Source organism: Halomonas sp. I5-271120, from assembly GCF_030553075.1.
Classification (GTDB): Bacteria; Pseudomonadota; Gammaproteobacteria; order Pseudomonadales; family Halomonadaceae; genus Onishia; species Onishia taeanensis_A.
Genome location: NZ_CP130701.1, coordinates 2,656,597 through 2,674,096 on the forward strand (window position 1 = coordinate 2,656,597; position 17,500 = coordinate 2,674,096).

Annotated in this window: 18 protein-coding genes; 6 read left to right on the forward strand and 12 right to left on the reverse strand. The window is 65.1% G+C overall.

Annotated elements, in window-relative coordinates; all coding sequences use genetic code 11:
- Positions 1-5 precede the first annotated feature (5 nt).
- Positions 6-182 (reverse strand): DUF1289 domain-containing protein, encoded by a 177-nt coding sequence (locus tag Q2K57_RS11820; protein ID WP_112053495.1) that lies wholly within the window; start codon positions 180-182, stop codon positions 6-8.
- 1 nt (position 183) lies between these two features.
- Entirely contained in the window at positions 184-546 is a 363-nt protein-coding gene (locus tag Q2K57_RS11825; protein WP_304525182.1) for a hypothetical protein, read from the reverse strand.
- A gap of 396 nt (positions 547-942) precedes the next feature.
- On the opposite strand from Q2K57_RS11825, the gene cobO reads away from it, so the two are divergent.
- From cobO to Q2K57_RS11840, 3 genes are read left to right on the forward strand one after another with little or no spacing between them, the layout of a single operon-like run.
- Entirely contained in the window at positions 943-1,548 is a 606-nt protein-coding gene (gene cobO / locus Q2K57_RS11830) for a cob(I)yrinic acid a,c-diamide adenosyltransferase (protein WP_304525183.1), read from the forward strand.
- On the forward strand, positions 1,548-2,261 hold the full coding sequence (gene bluB, locus Q2K57_RS11835) for a 5,6-dimethylbenzimidazole synthase (protein ID WP_112053492.1): 714 nt from the start codon (positions 1,548-1,550) through the stop codon (positions 2,259-2,261). Before cobO ends, bluB begins: the two co-directional genes overlap by 1 nt.
- Positions 2,262-2,271: 10 nt before the next feature.
- Complete coding sequence (locus Q2K57_RS11840) at positions 2,272-3,825, forward strand: cobyric acid synthase (RefSeq protein ID WP_304525184.1); 1,554 nt, start codon at positions 2,272-2,274, stop codon at positions 3,823-3,825.
- A gap of 21 nt (positions 3,826-3,846) precedes the next feature.
- Here the strand turns inward: Q2K57_RS11840 and Q2K57_RS11845 are convergent, their stop codons facing one another.
- From Q2K57_RS11845 to Q2K57_RS11855, 3 genes are all read right to left on the reverse strand, one after another.
- Positions 3,847-4,518, reverse strand: a complete 672-nt coding sequence (locus Q2K57_RS11845; RefSeq protein WP_304525185.1) for an OmpA family protein — start codon at positions 4,516-4,518, stop codon at positions 3,847-3,849.
- Positions 4,511-5,359 (reverse strand): motility protein A, encoded by an 849-nt coding sequence (locus Q2K57_RS11850; RefSeq protein ID WP_304526686.1) that lies wholly within the window; start codon positions 5,357-5,359, stop codon positions 4,511-4,513. The genes Q2K57_RS11845 and Q2K57_RS11850 overlap by 8 nt, the downstream gene beginning before the upstream one ends.
- A gap of 144 nt (positions 5,360-5,503) precedes the next feature.
- Complete coding sequence (locus tag Q2K57_RS11855; protein WP_304525186.1) at positions 5,504-6,343, reverse strand: glycerophosphoryl diester phosphodiesterase; 840 nt, start codon at positions 6,341-6,343, stop codon at positions 5,504-5,506.
- Positions 6,344-6,539: 196 nt separating this feature from the next.
- Here Q2K57_RS11855 and Q2K57_RS11860 point away from each other — a divergent pair, with 196 nt between their 5' ends.
- From Q2K57_RS11860 to Q2K57_RS11870, 3 genes are all read left to right on the forward strand, one after another.
- Positions 6,540-7,112 (forward strand): hypothetical protein, encoded by a 573-nt coding sequence (locus Q2K57_RS11860; protein WP_112053487.1) that lies wholly within the window; start codon positions 6,540-6,542, stop codon positions 7,110-7,112.
- A gap of 177 nt (positions 7,113-7,289) precedes the next feature.
- A complete protein-coding gene (locus Q2K57_RS11865) occupies positions 7,290-8,267 on the forward strand; it encodes an NADPH:quinone reductase (protein WP_304525187.1) in 978 nt (325 codons plus the stop codon).
- Positions 8,268-8,427: 160 nt separating this feature from the next.
- Entirely contained in the window at positions 8,428-10,341 is a 1,914-nt protein-coding gene (locus Q2K57_RS11870) for an SLC13 family permease (protein ID WP_304525188.1), read from the forward strand.
- Here Q2K57_RS11870 and Q2K57_RS11875 read toward each other — a convergent pair.
- The 7 genes from Q2K57_RS11875 to ugpB form a co-directional block, all read right to left on the reverse strand.
- A complete protein-coding gene (locus Q2K57_RS11875; protein ID WP_304525189.1) occupies positions 10,301-11,143 on the reverse strand; it encodes an HAD-IIB family hydrolase in 843 nt (280 codons plus the stop codon). The two genes, Q2K57_RS11870 and Q2K57_RS11875, sit on opposite strands and share 41 nt — an antisense overlap.
- A gap of 17 nt (positions 11,144-11,160) precedes the next feature.
- Positions 11,161-11,940, reverse strand: a complete 780-nt coding sequence (locus Q2K57_RS11880; protein WP_304525190.1) for a DeoR/GlpR family DNA-binding transcription regulator — start codon at positions 11,938-11,940, stop codon at positions 11,161-11,163.
- Positions 11,937-12,782: a glycerophosphodiester phosphodiesterase family protein gene (locus tag Q2K57_RS11885; RefSeq protein ID WP_369700259.1), complete on the reverse strand. Its 846-nt coding sequence runs from the start codon at positions 12,780-12,782 to the stop codon at positions 11,937-11,939. The genes Q2K57_RS11880 and Q2K57_RS11885 overlap by 4 nt, the downstream gene beginning before the upstream one ends.
- Positions 12,783-12,825: 43 nt before the next feature.
- Positions 12,826-13,914: a sn-glycerol-3-phosphate import ATP-binding protein UgpC gene (locus Q2K57_RS11890; RefSeq protein WP_112053482.1), complete on the reverse strand. Its 1,089-nt coding sequence runs from the start codon at positions 13,912-13,914 to the stop codon at positions 12,826-12,828.
- A gap of 71 nt (positions 13,915-13,985) precedes the next feature.
- Positions 13,986-14,831, reverse strand: a complete 846-nt coding sequence (gene ugpE / locus Q2K57_RS11895) for a sn-glycerol-3-phosphate ABC transporter permease UgpE (protein ID WP_304525191.1) — start codon at positions 14,829-14,831, stop codon at positions 13,986-13,988.
- Positions 14,831-15,706, reverse strand: coding sequence for a sn-glycerol-3-phosphate ABC transporter permease UgpA (ugpA, locus tag Q2K57_RS11900; protein WP_304525192.1), 876 nt, complete (start codon positions 15,704-15,706; stop codon positions 14,831-14,833). The genes ugpE and ugpA overlap by 1 nt, the downstream gene beginning before the upstream one ends.
- A gap of 213 nt (positions 15,707-15,919) precedes the next feature.
- Positions 15,920-17,293 carry a sn-glycerol-3-phosphate ABC transporter substrate-binding protein UgpB gene (gene ugpB, locus Q2K57_RS11905; RefSeq protein WP_369700260.1) on the reverse strand — a complete coding sequence of 458 codons (1,374 nt, stop codon included), beginning with the start codon at positions 17,291-17,293 and terminating at the stop codon, positions 15,920-15,922.
- Positions 17,294-17,500 lie beyond the last annotated feature (207 nt).

The window sequence follows — 17,500 nt, forward strand, 5'->3', positions numbered from 1 at the left end:
AGCGCTCAGTGCTTATCGAGTTTCTTGAGACGTTGAGCTGCCCGCTGGTTGGTCTTCATCCGCTCCTGCCGCTTCATCGCGCGCCAGTGGGTGATCTCCTCCATGGTGCGCCCGCAGCCGACACACAGCCCGCTCTTCAGCTGGCAGATCGCGACGCAGGGACTTTCGATGCCCTTGGCCATGTCAGTGACGCCCCCGGGTCGCCAACCGGCGCTCCCAGTCGCCGCCGTGCACGCGCCGGCATTCTTCCTCGCAGTCGACATCCAGGTGGGCATCGATGTCGGCGATGTCGGCCCCCACCTCGAAGAGGGCGGCCTCGGTGAGCTCAGCCATCTGGCGGCGGCCGTGGCCCTTGAGGGCGTAGGTCATGTCGGTCTGGGTCTCGAACACCCAGACGACCCTGAGGCTCTCGGGGAAGTGGTGGTAGTCCACCAGGTGGGTCAGCCAGGCGAAGCCCGGCAGCAGCGGCTTGGCGGTCTCGCAGGCTTTGGTCAGTGCCTGGGTCAACCGGCGCTCCATCTGCCGGCTGGCTTTCTTGTCGAGCATGACGGGGCTCCTGATGAAGATGTCGTGGTGACGCCCTGTGTGAATCAGCCGGCCGGGGCAGATGGCGCCGCGAGGGCTCCGGCGTACCTGCCGAAGGTATGCCGCGGCCGGTCGGTTGTCAGCAGCTTACGGGGCCGGCCCGTGGCGACCAGCAGGGCTCAAGGCTGCTGGGCCAGGGGCGGTCGATATGCACCCGCTGACACTCGCCGCCGGAAAGAGTATGCCAGAAGCGGTTCGCCAGGGGCGCCGGGTCGATGTCGGCCATCTTCAAGCGTCGCGCCGAGCTGCGCGTACGTCACGGCTGGATCACGGAGACCTATTGACTGGCACGGACGCCGTTATTGTCACGAACGCCTAGCTAAAGGGCGTTCTCGAATTTTCTCGATGGAGACTCCGATGAAGCATATCAACCCCGAGCGTCATGCTCAGCGAATGGCTGCCAAGCAGCGCATCATGGATGAGCGCATCGCCGCCGCCGACAAGGAGCAGGGCGTGCTGCTGGTGCTCACCGGCCCCGGCAAGGGCAAGAGCAGTTCAGGCTTCGGCATGGCCGCCCGCGCACTCGGCCACGGCATGAAGGTTGGCGTGGTGCAGTTCATCAAGGGGGCCTTCAGCACCGGCGAGGAGGCCTTCTTTCGTGACCTGCCCGGTGTGGATTATCACGTCATGGGCGAAGGCTATACCTGGGATACCCAGAGCCGCGAGCGCGACATTCGCGCCGCCGAAGCCGCCTGGGATCAGGCTCGACGCATGCTTGTCGACGAACGCTACGGACTGGTGCTGCTCGACGAACTCAATATCGCCCTGCGCCATGGCTACCTGGACCTCGATAGCGTGCTCGACGATCTGCAGGCGCGCCCGGCCATGCAACACGTCGTGGTCACCGGGCGTCATGCACCGGAGCCATTGATCGAGCTGGCCGACACCGTGACCGAGATGAAAGTGATCAAGCACGCCTTCAAGGATCAGGGCATCAAGGCTCAGAAAGGTATAGAACTCTAATGAGCGGCGACAGACATGCCTTCAGTGAGGCTGAGCGAGCCGGCCTTTACCGCGCCATCTTCGAGCGCCGCGACGTGCGCGCCCAGTTCCGCCCGGACCCGATTCCGCCCGAGGTGTTGGCGCGGCTGCTCGAGGCCGCTCATCATGCGCCCTCGGTGGGCTTCATGCAGCCCTGGGACTTCCTGATGATCGACGACCGCGCGGTGCGAAGCGGCGTACACGCCATCTTCGAGCGCGAGAACGCCAAGGCGGCCGAGGCCCACACCGGCGAGCGCGGCGCGCTGTATCGTCGCCTCAAGCTGGAAGGCATTCTCGAGAGCCCGATGAACCTGTGCATCACCTGCAACCGCAGCCGTGGCGGCGAGCACGTACTGGGGCGCCAGAGCATCGTCGAGATGGACCTGTTCAGCACCTGCCTGGCGGTCCAGAACCTGTGGCTAGCGGCCCGGGCCGAGGGCATCGGCGTAGGCTGGGTCAGCATCCTCGACCAAGAGGAGCTTGCCGAGGTGCTGGGCCTGCCGGAGCATGTCTATCCGCTCGCCTACCTGTGCCTGGGCTATGTCGATGAGTTTCTGGACAGCCCCGAACTGGCCCGCGCCGGCTGGCGTCAGCGCCTGCCGCTGGCCGAGCGGGTGCACGGTAACGGCTGGCAAACGCCGCCGGCGGATGAGGCGCTGGTCGCTGCTATCGACGCCTTGCCACCCCACTCATGAGGATACTGCCATGCCGACCCTGATGATCCAGGGCACCACCTCGGACGCCGGCAAGAGCACGGTGGTGGCGGGACTGTGCCGAGCGCTTGCTCGCCGCGGCGTGTCGGTGGCGCCCTTCAAGCCTCAGAACATGGCGCTGAACAGCGCCGTGACGCCGGAGGGTGGCGAGATCGGCCGCTCCACGGCCCTGCAGGCCTGTGCCGCTGGCATTGCCCCTCACTGCGACATGAACCCGGTACTGCTCAAGCCCGAGACCGATCAGGGCGCCCAGGTGATTCTCGACGGTCAGGTCTATGGTCACATGGGCGCGCTCGATTACCACGCCTTCAAGCGCCAGGCCCGCGCTTCGGTGTTGGCGGCCTGGGAGCGACTGTCGAGCCGCTTCGAGGTGATTATCGCCGAGGGGGCGGGCAGCCCCGCCGAGGTCAACCTGCGCGAGGGCGATATCGCCAACATGGGCTTCGCCGAGGCCATCGACTGCCCGGTGCTGCTGGTCGGTGACATCGATCGGGGTGGCGTCTTCGCCCAACTGGTAGGAACCCTGGTGCTTCTCTCCGAGACCGAACGGGCCCGCACCAAAGGCTTCATCATCAATCGCTTTCGCGGCGATATTGCCCTGCTCGAATCCGGCCTCGACTGGCTGACGACGTATGCCAGCAAGCCGGTGCTCGGTGTCCTGCGCCACCTCGATGGCCTGCTGCTCGACGCCGAAGATGGCGTTGGTCTCACCGGCCGGGAATCGGATCAACCCGAGCTGCATATCGTGGTGCCGATGCTGCCGCGCATCAGCAATCACACCGACCTCGATCCGCTGCGCCTGCATCCACGGGTGTCCTTGAGCCTGGTCAGCGAGGGCCAGCCGATTCCGCCGGCCGATGTGATCCTGCTGCCGGGCAGCAAGGCGACGGCATGCGATCTTGCCTGGCTGCGCGCTCAGGGCTGGGAGGCGGCGATTCATCGCCACCTTCGCTATGGCGGCAAGGTGCTCGGCATCTGTGGCGGTTTCCAGATGCTGGGGGACGCCATCGACGATCCCGAGGGCCGGGAAGGCCCGCCCGGCGTTACGCCAGGGCTCGGGCTACTACCCATGCGCACCCGTATGGTGGCGGGCAAGCAGCTGCGCAACGTGCGGGGTACGCTTGTCGGGTCTCTGGTTGGCACTCACGCTAGCACTCTCACCGGCACTGTTTCAGCCACTGTCTCAGCCACTGTCTTAGACACCCTGGCCGGCGAAGGCGTAGCGGTGAGTGGGTACGAAATCCATAACGGCGTCAGCGAGGGGCCTGCGCTGGAGAGGCCGTTGATGCACTTCGAGGGTCGCCCGGACGGGGCGGTCAGCGCGGACGTCCAGGTGCTCGGCACCTACCTGCACGGCCTCTTCGACGAAGCGAGCGCTTGCACCGCGCTGCTTAGCCGGCTGGGTCTCGAGGATAAAGGGGCCGCGGCGGTGGACTATGCGGCCCATCGCGAGCGCGAGCTTGACCGCCTCGCCGATGCGCTGGAGGAACAGCTCGATATGGCGCAGGTGCTCGAGCTGCTTGGCCAGCACGGATGCCAGCACTGATGCCGGCCGATGCCTGAGGCGTCAGTCGTTGTGCAGCACCAGTTCCACTCTGCGGTTACTAGCCCGGCCTTGGGCGTCGTCGTTGGAAGACAGCGGCTTGGTGTCGGCATAGCCGATGGCACGCAGGCGTGTGGCGTCGATACCTTGCTCGGTCAGGAATCGCAGCACGGCGCTGGCCCGCGCACTGGATAGCTCCCAGTTGGAGGGATAGCGCGACGTGGTAATGGGCCGGTTATCGGAGTGCCCCTCGACAGAGATGCGTCCTGGAAAGGCGCTCAGCTTGTCGGTCAGTTGGGCAAGCGTGGCCTCTCCGCTGGGCGTTAGCGAGGCGCTGGCGCTGTCGAACAGCAGGTGATCGGCGATGCGCAACATCGTGCCCTGGGCGTGGCGGGCCACCACCACGCCGTCTACTGCCAGGTCGTCGAAGGCGGCGCTCACGCCATCGCCCTGCTGCGGCAGTATCCCCGCCTGGCGCTCGCCTACCTTGGCCAAGGGAGTAAAGCTGGGGTTGTTGGACGTTGCCTGAGACGACGTGGCATCGCCTGCTTGGCCGCCGCTCATCGAGATCAGCAGCACGAAGAGGGTGATCAGTAGGGTCAGCACGTCCAGGTAGCTGGTCAGCCAGTTTTCGCCGTCGCTGTCTCTGCTGGCGTGGCCGGTGCCTGGCAGCAGGGAGTCATCTGAATCAGCCATCCTGTCGAGCCTCCTGACCTCCGGGGCCCCTGGTTTCTGGACTCGTGCTCGCGACGTCGATCCCCGGCGGCGCATCGCGGATCTCGTCGCGGTAGTTGGCCATGAAGGAGTTGAGGGTCTCTTCGATGAAGGAGGGCAGCCGGCGCCGGCAGATCAGCGAGATGCCTTCGAGCACCATGTTCATGGCGATTAGCCGTTCCTCGGTGCGGCGTTCGAGTTTCACGGCGATAGGCTTGAAGACCAGGTTGGCCAGTAGGATGCCGTAGAAGGTGGTCAGCAGGGCGATCGCCATGCGCGGCCCGATCACGCCGATATCGCCGGCCTCCATGACCTCGAGCATGTTCACCAGGCCGACCAGGGTGCCGATCATGCCGAAGGCCGGGGCATAGGTGGCCATGGTGCGAAATATCTGTGCCTCGGCGAACTCCCGAGCCTTGAGGCGGGCGATACGCCAGCGCAGCAGCTCGAGAATATCCTCTTCCTTGGTGTTGGCGATCACCAGCTGCACGCCGGTGCGCAGGAAGGGGTTACTGGCCTTTTCCAGCGACTGCTCTACGGCGCGCACATCGCCCTTGAACCACAGCCGCGAGATCGCCACGAGCTCCTGGATGTCGCCACGGGTGTAGGTGTTCTCGCGGCGAAAGACCAGGCCTACCAGGCGCACCACCCGGACGACTTCCCTGAGGGGATAGCTGATGAAGGTGGCGGCTAGCGTGCCGGTGACGACGATGGCGAGCCCCGGCAGATTGATGAAGCTCTGAGGCGATTCGGCGGTAAACAGCAATACGGTGCCGAGCAGGCCGATGCTTGCCAGTATGCCGATCAGCGTCGACGGGTTCATGCACATCTCCGATTCGGGGGAAGTCATGAACCCTCATCGGCGCCTGGGTGGCGCTCTTGACCACAGTGTCGCGCTGGTTTGATCCAGATCAATTCTTGCCAGGGGTTGAGCTCAATCTAGTCGAATTCCGCCTTTACTGAACCGCTAGACAGCATCGGGCAGTCGGCCGGAAAAACGTCGCGGATCGTCGCTGATCGCCGCATCGACGCCCCATTGCCACAGCGGCGCGAAGGCCTCGGGGGCGTTGGCGGTGTAGCAGATCAGCCGATAGCCGGCGGCCTTGATCGCCCGGGCGCGGGCTTCGGTCAGCCGCGTCCAGTCGCCGTGCACGCTGAACGCCTCGAGCCTGCTGGCATCCGCCTCCCAGCGCTTGGATATTTTGTCGTAGAGCCGGCCAAGCCTGAGTCGCTTGGGGTCTGGCTCGAGTCCCCGGGCGGCCTTGAGGGCCGTGCCCGAGAAGGAGGAGACGATCAGCCGTGTGGCGGGTAGCGTCGCCATCGCCCTGGGCACCGCCGTTTCGGCCAGCGCCGCCGGGTCGCGGCCACGGGCGAGCTTGAGCTCCAGATTGAGTCCCATGCCAAGCGTGTCGATCAGCGCGAGCATCTCGTCTAGGGTCGCCATGCGCTCGCCGGCAAAGGCCGCGTCAAACCATGCGCCTACGTCCAGCCGCCGAGCCTCGGCAAGGCTGAGTTTCGCCAGCCGGCCGCGGCCATTCGAGCAGCGGTTGACAGACGCGTCATGCCAGATGACCGGAGTCCCATCGGCGAGCAGCTGGACGTCGAGCTCTACCCAGGCACTGCCTGCCTCATAAGCGGCGCGCACCGCGGCAAGGGTGTTTTCCGGTGCGCTCGCCGAAAGGCCGCGATGGGCGATCAGCCGCGGCGGCGCCAGTGACGGGGACGACGAGACCGCCGAGGAACGTGTCGAAGAGTCTGGAGAAGAGAGGGGCGAAGTCTCTGACGCGTCGATGGAAGAGGCCGACATGACGGTGGCTCCTGAGCGTGAAGGGGCGGCTTTCAGACTAAACGATATGGGTCGCGCGGCGCAGTGCCGATGATTCGGTTAGCCCTTCATCCAGGTGCAAAAGTGCGGGACGGGGCCAGCGACGTCTGACTGTGCTAGGCTGCGGCTTTTTTACACGAAGGCCCGCGTCCGCGGGCGCTGCGATAGAGGTAAGTCGATGAGAGTCGTGCACGTCAAGAACGTCCAGCAGCGCGAGGCCTGCCTCGCTCGGTTGTGTGCCGAGGTCTACGGTCACCAGGCAGGATTGGCGCCGCTTGCGACCTTTGCCGGCACTCTGGGCGTGCTGGTCAAGCAGGAGGCCGCGCGCATTTTTGCGCTGGTCGACAATCAGTCGCGGCCGGCGGCCTTGGCGCTGTTGGTGCTGGATGAGGCGGGCCAGGGCATGGAAGTGTCGCTGCTCACCGCCCTCGAGGAGGGCAGCGTGGCGAACCCCGTCCAGCGCCTGGTGCAGGAACTCGCTCTCAAGGCGCCGCTGAAAGTGGTGGCGACCGATCCCAAGCAGGAAGCCATGTTCCGCGAAGCCGGCATCACGCGCTGGTTTGACGGCGAGCAGGGGCGGCGCATCGGGCTCGGCGCCCAGCATCCGGCCGAGGGGCTTGATGACATGACGCGCACGCTCGCCTTCGATGAAGGCTCGGTGGTGGCCTCCTTCAAGCAGGACAAGGAGGTCTTCGAGGGCTACAAGTCACGTTTCGTACGCGGGCTGGAGTCCTTTCCGGCCACGCTGTAAGCCGCCATCTGTTACGCCTTCTTGTCATGCCCTCTTGCTATGACAGGCAAGGTGGCAGCCGCCGCAGTGCCGGCGGTTGCTGCCAATGGCGGGCTTGACCCCCTCGGCTGAGGGCGCTTGGATAGACGCAGTTCCCTTACTCTGTTCATGCATACTCCAGCACAAGGAAGGTTTTTCATGGCCAAGCGCATTCAGCTCGCCAGCACCGGCGGCCCCGAGGTTCTCGAATTCGTCGACTTCACCCCCGCAGATCCCGCGCCGGGAGAGGTCCGGGTTCGCAATCAGGCGGTCGGGCTCAACTTCATCGATATCTATGTGCGCACCGGGCTTTACCCGGTGCCGGGGCTGCCCTCGGGCCTGGGTACCGAGGGGGCTGGCGTGGTCGATGCCGTCGGCGAAGGAGTGACGCACCTCAGGGTTGGTGACCGGGTGGCTTATGCCCAAGGGCCCCTGGGCGCCTATGGTGAGCTTCATACGCTGCCCGCCGAAAAGGTCGTCAGCCTGCCTGAGGGCGTAGACGTCGAGACCGCCGCCGCTTCGATGCTCAAGGGCCTCACGGTCCAGTACCTGCTGCGCCAGACCTATCCGCTCCAGGGTGGCGAGACCATCCTCTTCCATGCCGCCGCCGGCGGCGTCGGCTCGATCGCCTGCCAGTGGGCCAAGGCCCTGGGCGTTCGGTTGATCGGTACCGTCAGCTCCCCGGAGAAGGCGGCACTCGCCGAGAAGAACGGCGCCTGGGCCACCATTGATTACACCCAAGAGAATGTGGTCGAACGCGTCCGCGAACTTACCCAGGGTGTGATGTGCGATGTGGTCTACGACTCGGTGGGCAAGGACACCTGGGAGATGTCGCTTGATTGCCTCAAGAAGCGCGGCTTGATGGTCAGCTTCGGTAACGCCTCGGGTCCGGTGGAGGGGGTCAACATCGGCATCCTCAACCAGAAGGGCTCGCTGTTCGTCACCCGCCCGAGCCTCAACGGCTATGCCGACACCCGCGAGCGGCTGGAGGCCATGAGCGAAGAGCTGTTCGCGATGCTGGAAACCGGCAAGATCAAGGTCGATATCGCCCAGCGATTCGCGCTGGCCGACGCGGCCAAGGCACAGCAGGCCCTGGCCGGCCGTCATACCACCGGCTCGACCATCCTGGTGCCCTGACTTGCTGATGACCCGCTGACAGGAAAACGGACCGGCTGACACGACGACGCCCGCCATCGATATGGCGGGCGTCGTCGTTTGAGCTGGCGTTTTCGGCCGCTTGCTGGTGTGCTTAACGGGGTACCTGCGCTCGGGGTGCTGCCACAGGGAGGTGATATGCATGACCGACAGCACCCAGATATTCCTGATTCTTGGCCTGACCCTGGCGGCCTTCGCCTGGGGGCGCTTCCGCTATGATCTGGTGGCGTTGTCGGCCCTGCTGGCGACGACCCTGACTGGCCTGGTGCCGGCCAGTGAGGCCTTCCTGGGCTTTGGTCATCCGGCGGTGATCACCGTGGCGGCGGTGCTGGTGCTGAGCCGTGGCTTCGAGCGGTCTGGGCTTGTTGATGTGATCGCCGAGCAGACGCTGAAAGTCGGCGAGCAGCTGGTATGGCAGGTGCTGGTGCTCACCGGCACGGTGCTGGTGCTCTCAGCGTTGATGAATAATGTTGGTGCCCTGGCCCTGATGCTGCCGGTGGCGATGCGCATGGCCCGTGAGCATGCTCGCTCGCCGTCGCTGCTACTGATGCCGCTGGCCTTCGGCTCGCTGCTCGGAGGCCTCACCACCCTGATTGGTACCCCACCCAACATCATCATCTCCAGCTACCGCGCCGCCCAGACCGGCGAGGCCTTCGGTATGTTCGCCTTCTCTCCGGTCGGTGTGGGCGTGGCGTTGGCGGGGCTTTTCTTCATCGTGTTGCTGGGGTGGCGGCTAACCCCGCGCCGAGAGGGCCAAGCCTCCGCGGACGAACTCTTCGATACCGCCCACTACCTGATCGAGATGCGGGTTGATGAAGACAGCAAGGCCTTGGGTTGGAGCCTGCGTGAGCTGCAGGCAGCGCTTGAAGAGCCGGTGCCGGTGTTGGCGGTGGTTCGCGACGAGACACGTCGCGCCGGCCATGCCTTCATGGGAAAGCTCGAGGTGGGTGACATCCTTTTGATCGAGGCTGGCCCCGACGAGATGAAGCTGCTCGAGGATAAGGCCGGCCTGCGGCTTGGCGCCGAGCCCGATGGAACTGCCGATGGAACTGCCGATGAGGCTGGCGATGATGGTAGTGACGCTTCGGGTAAAGAGGTATCGGCAAACGTCGCCGCTAGTGAGGATGCCGGCGACGGGGCGGAGGCCGGTGTAGCCGATGCCGATGGAGAGCAAAAACCGCCACGTCGACTGGACCCCGAGGGCCTGCAGCTGGTCGAGGCGGTGGTGCGCAACGACTCGATGATGATCCATCGCACCGTGGTGCAGCTGCGACTGCTCAACCAGCATGGCTTGCACCTGGTGGCGGTGGCCCGGGACGGCGCGCGCCTCAAGCAGCGCCTGCGCGATATCCGCTTTCGCGCCGGCGACGTGCTGCTGTTGCAGGGCGATGAGGGCGGGCTTGGCGAGAGCCTGGCGATCCTCGGTTGCCTGCCTCTGGCCAGTCGCAATCTGACCCTCGGCCAGCCGCGACTGCTGGTGCTGTCGCTGGCGATCTTCGCACTGGCCATCGTCGCCATGCTGCTCGACTGGATGCCCGCAGCGGTGGCGCTGTCGACGGCGGCGCTGGCTTCCTTGCTCGCAGGGGTGCTGCCATTACGCGAGGCCTACCAGGCCATCGATGGGCCGGTGATCGTGCTGCTGGGGGCGATGCTGCCGGTGGGTCAGGCCCTGGACACCAGCGGCGGCGCCGCGCTGATCGCCGACCAGATGTTGGCGATGGGTCGCGACTGGCCAGTGGTGGCGACCCTGACGGGCCTCTTCGCCCTGAGCATGCTGCTCTCCAATGTCATCAACAACGCCGCAGCGGCCCTGCTGATGGCGCCCATTGCCGCCAGCCTCGCCAAGGGCTTCGATGTGTCGCTGGATCCCTTCCTGATGGTGGTGGCGGTGAGTGCCTCCTGCGCCTTCCTGACCCCCATCGGCCACCAGTCCAACACCCTGGTAATGGGGCCTGGCGGTTATCGGTTCAGCGACTACTGGAAGCTTGGCCTGCCGCTGTCGCTGGTGGTGATCGTCACTGCGATTCCCCTGATTCTATGGGTCTGGCCGCTATAGGGCGGGTTGTCGGCTCGCGTGACGCTAGCAGGGTGCTGACGATATCCGCGACCCCTCGGCCATGGGAGCGCTCGGTCAGCCAGGCCGGTTCGTGATTGAGTCGCTCGCGGTGGGGCAGCAGATTGGCGACCCCCACCGTATGGGCGAAGGTGGCGAACATGGGGGCATCATTGGGGGCATCGCCGATGTACATGACCTCGCGCTGTTGGTCGGCTTCGCTGAGCCCGAAAGTCTCGGCCAGTAACCGGCTCGCCATGCGGGCCTTGTCGAAGTCGCTCTGCCAGGCATTGATATGGATCGAGCTGGCGCGCGCCTGAATGTCGGCGGCCTGGAAACCATGCAACAGGGCGTCGATGGTTTCCGGCGCCAGGGGACCCACGGCCTGAGCATGATCGACGGCGACATCGGCCAGGCGGTAGGGCTGGTCCTGAGCCAGGGCGGCCTGCGGGTGGGCGGCGAGCAGGCGCTCTGTGACGGCCAGCACCTCCCGCTGCTGGGCGCGCAGCCGCTCGGCGTCGTCCCACCAGGTGGTCAACAGGCGCTTGCCGTCGCGGCGGAAGGCGAAGGCGCCGTTCTCGCCGATCACCGCGGCCACGGGCCAGCTGCGGGCAATATGATCGCACCAGCCGGCACAGCCGCCGGTGACCGGAATCACCTGGATGCCGGCATCTGTCAGGTGCTCCAGCGCTGCCAGGGTGCTGGCGGCCAGGCGGCCGTCTTCGGTCAGGGTGTCGTCGATGTCGGTGAGCAGGTAACGGATACCGGCAAGGGTGTCGGCGGGGCAGTCGGTGAAGGCTTGCATGGCAGTCGGGTGCATCCTCAAAGGGCGGTATCACAGGTTAGCGGGGCAGCGGCCAGGGCGTCCCGATATTCGGCAGACGCCGGCAGGTGATCGGTGACCAGGCGGTCGATGTCAGCCAGGGGGGCGATACGACACATGGCGGCGCGCCCCCACTTGCTGGCATCCGCGGCCAGTACCCGCTGGCGGGCATGGGCGAGCAGGGCCCGGCTGACGGCGGCTTCTTCGGGGTCGAAATCGAGCAGGCCCATGGCATCCAGGCCACCGCAGCCGAGCACGGCGATATCCACATGGTGGCGGGCGAAGAAGGCCACGGTGGCGCTGCCCACCACGTCCAGGTCGCGTGGCCGAAGATGCCCTTCGGCGAGCTGAACGTCGGCGCTCGGATGGTTGGCCAGTACCTGGGCCACCTGCAGGTTGTTGGTGATAACACGAAGATCGCGCCGCACGATCAGCGATTCGGCGACCGCCACCACGCTGCTGCCGATGCCCAGCGCAAGAGAGACGCCGTCGGGAATCTCCTCGACCACTCGTGCGGCGATGGCGCGCTTGGCGCCGGGGGCCAGGCCGAAGCGTTCGTCGAGGCCCAGGTTATGGCCGCCCGCCGGGCGCTCGATGCCGCCATGGCGGCGCCGTGCCAGGCCACGTTCGCAGAGCACGCCGAGATCGCGGCGGATGGTCTGGGGCGTGACACCGAAGTCCTCCGCCAGGGGCTCCACGTCAAGCCGCTGTGTCTGGCTCAAGCGCTCGAGGATGCGCGCCTGGCGCTCGGTGAGGTTCTCGGCGGCTGTCGCCGTCATGGCTGTGCCTCTTCATGGGAATGATTGACAGCATGATGGTCGCTGTCTTGCCCGGGCTCGTCCATCGTCGGTGCATCATTGAGCGCTGCATAGAACGATGTCGGCGTATCGCTGATTACGGCACTGATGCCCCAGGCCCAGCGCGAGGCGAAACTCGTGGCATCGTTGGGGGTATAGCAGAGCAGATGACGGCGGCTGGCGATTACCTCGGCGGCGCGCTCTGGGGTCAGCTTTCGCCAGTCGGCATGCAGGCTGGCGGCCGAGAGCTCGTCGGCCAGCGCCTGCCACTCTGGGGGAATGGCGTCATATAGGATGCCCAGGGCAAGCGCGGGATGGCGCTCCCGGGATAGTCTGAGTGCCTCTGGGCTGAAGGAGGACACCAGCAGGCGTTCGGGGTGCAGGGTGGCGATGGCGGGCGGCAGCGCCGCCTCGATGAGAGGGCCTGCCGCCTGGCCGGGACTTAGCTTGAGCTCGAGGTTGAGACCCATCTCGAACTCGTCAAGCAGTACCAGGGCTTCTTCCAGTGTCGCCATGCGCTCGCCGCTGAATCGATATTCGAACCAGCGGCCGACGTCCAGGTGGCGGGCCTCATCAAGTGTCAGGGCGGTGAGGGGCCCCAGGCCGTCGGAGCAGCGTTCGACGGTGGCGTCGTGCCACAGCACCGGCGTGCCATCGCCTAGCAACTGCACATCCACCTCGACCCAGGTGATGCCGGCGGCATGGGCGGCGCGGATCGCCGCCAGAGTGTTTTCGGGAGCGGCATTCGACAGGCCGCGATGGGCGATGGCTTTCGGCAGGTCGAGAGGGCTCTTGGAGGCGACAGGTGGCGAGGTCATGTTCATGTGGTGGCTCAAGCTCTGACTTAGGTTTCGTTCAAGTTCCGGTTCAGGACAGACGCTGACCGTCGCCGTCGAAGAGGTGCGCCCGGTCGGCGGTGATGGCCAGGCGCAGGCGGTCGTCATCGGCAACGGCATGCTCGCCATCCAGACGCACCACCAGCGGGGCCTCCTGACCCTCGAGACGGCAGTAGGCGAGGGTGTCGGCCCCCAGCGGTTCGACCAGCTCGACGCGGGCCTCGAGCTCGGCGGTGCCGGCGGGCATGCGTTGTCCGGCTTCCAGCGGGACCAGGTGCTCGGGGCGGATGCCCAGGGTCAGGGGAGCGTCGCTTGCCAGCGAGCGCGCTTTCTCATGGGAGAGGCGGGCGCCAGAGGGCAGCATCAGATCGCCGTCCTTGGGCTGGGCGGTCAGAAAGTTCATCGCCGGAGAGCCGATGAAGCCGGCCACGAAGGTGGTGGCCGGGCGGTCGTAGAGTTCCATCGGCGTCCCGCACTGCTCGACGCGACCGCCGTTCATGACCACCAGCCGGTCGGCCAGGGTCATGGCCTCTGTCTGGTCGTGGGTCACATAGACCGAGGTGACCTTGAGGCGCTTCTGGAGGCGGCGGATCTCCAGACGCATCTGCACGCGCAGTTTGGCGTCGAGGTTGGAGAGCGGCTCGTCGAACAGGAAGACCTGTGGTTCTCGGACGATGGCCCGGCCCATGGCGACCCGCTGGCGCTGGCCACCGGAGAGCTGCTTTGGACGGCGGTCGAGCAGGGTGCTGAGGTCGAGCAGCTCGGCGGTCTCTGCCACCCGGCGGCGGATCTCGTCCTTGGGGGTGCCACGGTTCTTGAGTCCGTAGGCCATGTTGTTGAACACGCTCATGTGCGGATAGAGAGCGTAGTTCTGGAACACCATGGCGATGTCGCGTTCTGCCGGCTCCAGATCGTTGACGCGCCGTCCATTGATCTCGAGATCGCCGCTGGAGATGTCTTCCAACCCGGCCAGGGTGCGCAGCAGGGTCGACTTGCCGCAGCCCGACGGGCCGACGATCACCACCAGCTCGCCGTCGTTGAAGGCGAGATCGATGCCGTGTAGCGCCTGAAAGCCGTTGGGATAGTGCTTTTTCAGCTGGGTCAGGGTGAGGGTTGCCATGACGAAGATTTTTCCAGATGACGGGGTTCGTGGGTGCCGCGCTGGAGCGGGCGGCCAGGGCATCGGGGCGACTATTTCTCGGTGTCGACCAGGCCCTTGATGAAGAAGCGCTGCATGACCAGGATCACCAGGATCGGTGGCCCCATCGCCAGCAGGGTCGCGGCGGTGACGTCCTGCCAGGGCACCAGGCCGTCGCCGGTGGTCAGCATGCGCTTGAGGCTGACCACGATGGTCAGGTAGTCGGCGTCGGTGGTGATCAGCAGCGGCCACAGGTACTGGTTCCAGCCGTAGATGAACATGATCACGAACAACGCGACGAGATTGGTCTTTGACAGCGGCAGCAGAATGTCACGCAAAAAGCGCCACGGTCCGGCGCCGTCGATGCGGGCGGCCTCCACCAGCTCGGCGGGAATCGTCAGGTAGAACTGGCGCAGCAGGAAGGTGGCGGTGGCGCTGGCGATCAGCGGCAGAATCAGGCCTGCATAGCTGTCCAGCAGGTTCAGGTCGGCCACTACCTTGAAGGTGGGCAGGATGCGCACCTCCACCGGCAGCATCAGGGTGATGAAGATCATCCAGAAGCAGAGTTTCCGGAAGCGGAACTCGAAGAACACGATGGCATAGGCGGCCAGTACTGAGATGGCGATCTTGCCAAGGGCGATGCCGAGCGCCATCACCATCGAATTGAACAGCAGCGTGGTCACGTTGGCGCCAAGGCTCGACACCGGATTGTTGAGCAGATGCGCATAGTTGGAGAGCCCGGCATCACCGACCCATAACGGGGCGACGCTCGAATAGAGGTCCCCCATCTCGTGCGTGCTGGCGGTGAAGGCCATCCATACGGGCAGGAAGAACAGGGCGCAGCCGACGATCAGCAACGCATGGCTGGCGATGTTCAGTCCGGGACGGTTGTAACGCATCAGTACTGCACCTTCTTCTCGACATACTTGAACTGGATCAGCGTCAGGACGCCGACGATTACCATCAGTAGCACCGACTGGGCAGCGCTCGACCCGAGGTCCTGGCCGATGAAGCCATCCTGGTAGACCTTGTAGACCAGGGTCCGGGTGGAGCCCCCGGGGCCGCCGGAGGTGGTGGCATCGATGGTGCCGAAGGTCTCGAAGAAGGCGTAGACCACGTTCATCACCATCAGGAAAAAGCTGGTCGGTGACAGCAGCGGAAAGGTGATGGTCCAGAAGCGTCGCACCGGCCCGGCGCGGTCCATGGCCGCGGCCTCGAGGAGGCTCTTGGGAATCGCCTGCAGGCCGGCGAGGAAGAACACGAAGTTGTAGCTCATCTGCTTCCATATCGAGGCCATCACCACCAGTGCCATGGCCTGGCCGCCGTTGAGTTGATGGTTCCAGTCGATGCCCAGCGTCTTGAGCACGGCCGGCATCAGCCCCAGGGTGGGATCGAACAGGAAAAGCCACAGCACACCGGCGACGGCCGGGGCGACCGCATAGGGCCAGATCAGCAGCGTCTTGTAGGCACTGGCGCCCTTGATCACCCGGTCGGCGAGCACGGCAAGCCCCAGGGCGATGGCCATGGCGCCGATGGCCACTGCGCTTGAGAACACCAGTGTCGTCCCGAGAGTGGAGAGATATTCGGGGTCGCCGAACACGGCGAGGAAATTGCTGAGGCCGGCGAATTCACGGGAAAGCCCGAAGGCATCCTCGATATAGAAAGCCTGGCTGACGGCCTGGAAGGCCGGCCAGAAGAAGAACACGGCGATGATGGCGAGCTGTGGCGACATCAGCAGCCAGGGCGTCACGGGGTGACGTTGGAAATGTGCCATGCGGGATCTCTCGGTAGTGCGTGACACACCGGCAGTCGCCTCTGTGGAGCATGCCGATAATAGGCGGGCAACTCCCTTGCGGGATGTCTGACGGTGCTGAGGCCATGGACCTTGATCGGCATGGCCAAACGTAAAAGGGCTTGATGACATCTGCCTGGTTGGACCAGGCACTGCCGCCGGACGTCATCCGGCGGCAGGACGGCTAGGCTTAGTTCAGCCCTGACGGCGGGCGAACTTTTCTAGCAGGGCGTTGCCGCGCTCGACGGCCTCATCGAGCCCCTGCTGGGCGCTCTTGTCACCCGAGAAGATCTGCTCGAGTTCCTCGTTGATCACGTCACGGATCTGCACCATGTTGCCCAGTCTCAGCCCCTTCGAGTTCTCGGTGGGGGTGGCGGAGGTCATCTGGGTGATGGCAACGTCGGTGCCCGGGTGCTCGGCGTAGAAGCCCTGCTCGCGGGTCAGTTCGGCGGCTGCCGTGGTGATCGGCAGGTAGCCGGTGAACTGGTGCCAGTCGGCCTGGACCTCGGGGCTCGACAGGTACTGGAAGAACTTGGCCACGCCGCGGTATTCATCGTCCTCCTGGCCGGTCAGCACCCACAGTGAGGCGCCACCGATAATGGAGTTCTGCGGGGTGTCGATGACATCGGCATCGTAGGGCAACGGGGCGACGCCGAATTCGAAGCCCTTGGCGCTTTCCTTGACGCCGGCGTAGCTCGCCGAGGAGCCCATCATCATGGCGCACTCCCCGGAGTAGAACTTGGGCGCGGCGTCATCGTAACGGCCGCCATAGACGAAGCGGTTGTCGGCCTGCCAGTCATCAAGGCGCTGTATCTGGTCGACCACGGCGGTCTGGTTGAACTCAAGGCGAGCATCCACGCCCGCGAAGCCATTGGCTTGGCTGGCGAAGGGGATGTCGTTGCGCGCCGAATAGTTCTCAAGCATTACCCAGGACGGCCAGGTGGTGGTAAGGCCGCACTCGGCGGCGCCTGAGTCGACGACCTTCTTGAGGGCGTCATCCATTTCCTGCCAGGTGGTCGGCACGCTATCGACGCCGGCCTTGGCCAGTACGTCCTTGTTGAAATAGGTGACCGGCGTGGAGGAGTTGAAGGGAAGTGACAGCATCTGGCCATCGCGGTCGGTGTAGTAGCCGGTGACCGCCGACAGGTAGGCGTCGGGATCGAAGGCGGCACCTTGCTCGGGGGCGTAGTCGGCCATCAGCTGATGCACCGGCACGATCGCACCCTTGGCACCCATCATGGTCGCGGTGCCGACTTCGAAGATTTGTACGATATCCGGGCCCTTACCGGCGCGGAAGGCGGCGATGGCGGAGGTCATGGTCTCGGTGTAGTTGCCCTTGAACACCGGCTTGATCACGTAATCACTCTGGCTTTGATTGAAGTCGTCGGCGATCTCATTGACCTTGTTGCCAAGGGTGCCGCCCATGGCATGCCACCATTCGATTTCGGTGGCAGCCATGGCACTGGCGGAGGTGGTGGTCAGCGCGGTAGCTACGACCAGGCCGAGCAGCCGGCGGGGAGAGGGGCTAGAGGGGGAACGATGCGAGAGGCAGGCGGGCAGATAACGCATGTCGAGCTCCTTGGAAGTCGGTAGCGCCATGGCGCAGACCGCGGTCGGCGATGGCGAGGCGATGCTCGAATGAAATACGCTCCGGCGTTTTTGATGATCATTCGAACATAGGCGACAACATATCCTGGCTCCATGACAGTCGTCTGACAGTTTCATGTGCGAATGATGATGATGGTATGACAGCCAATGAAATCGCCCCGCTCAGAG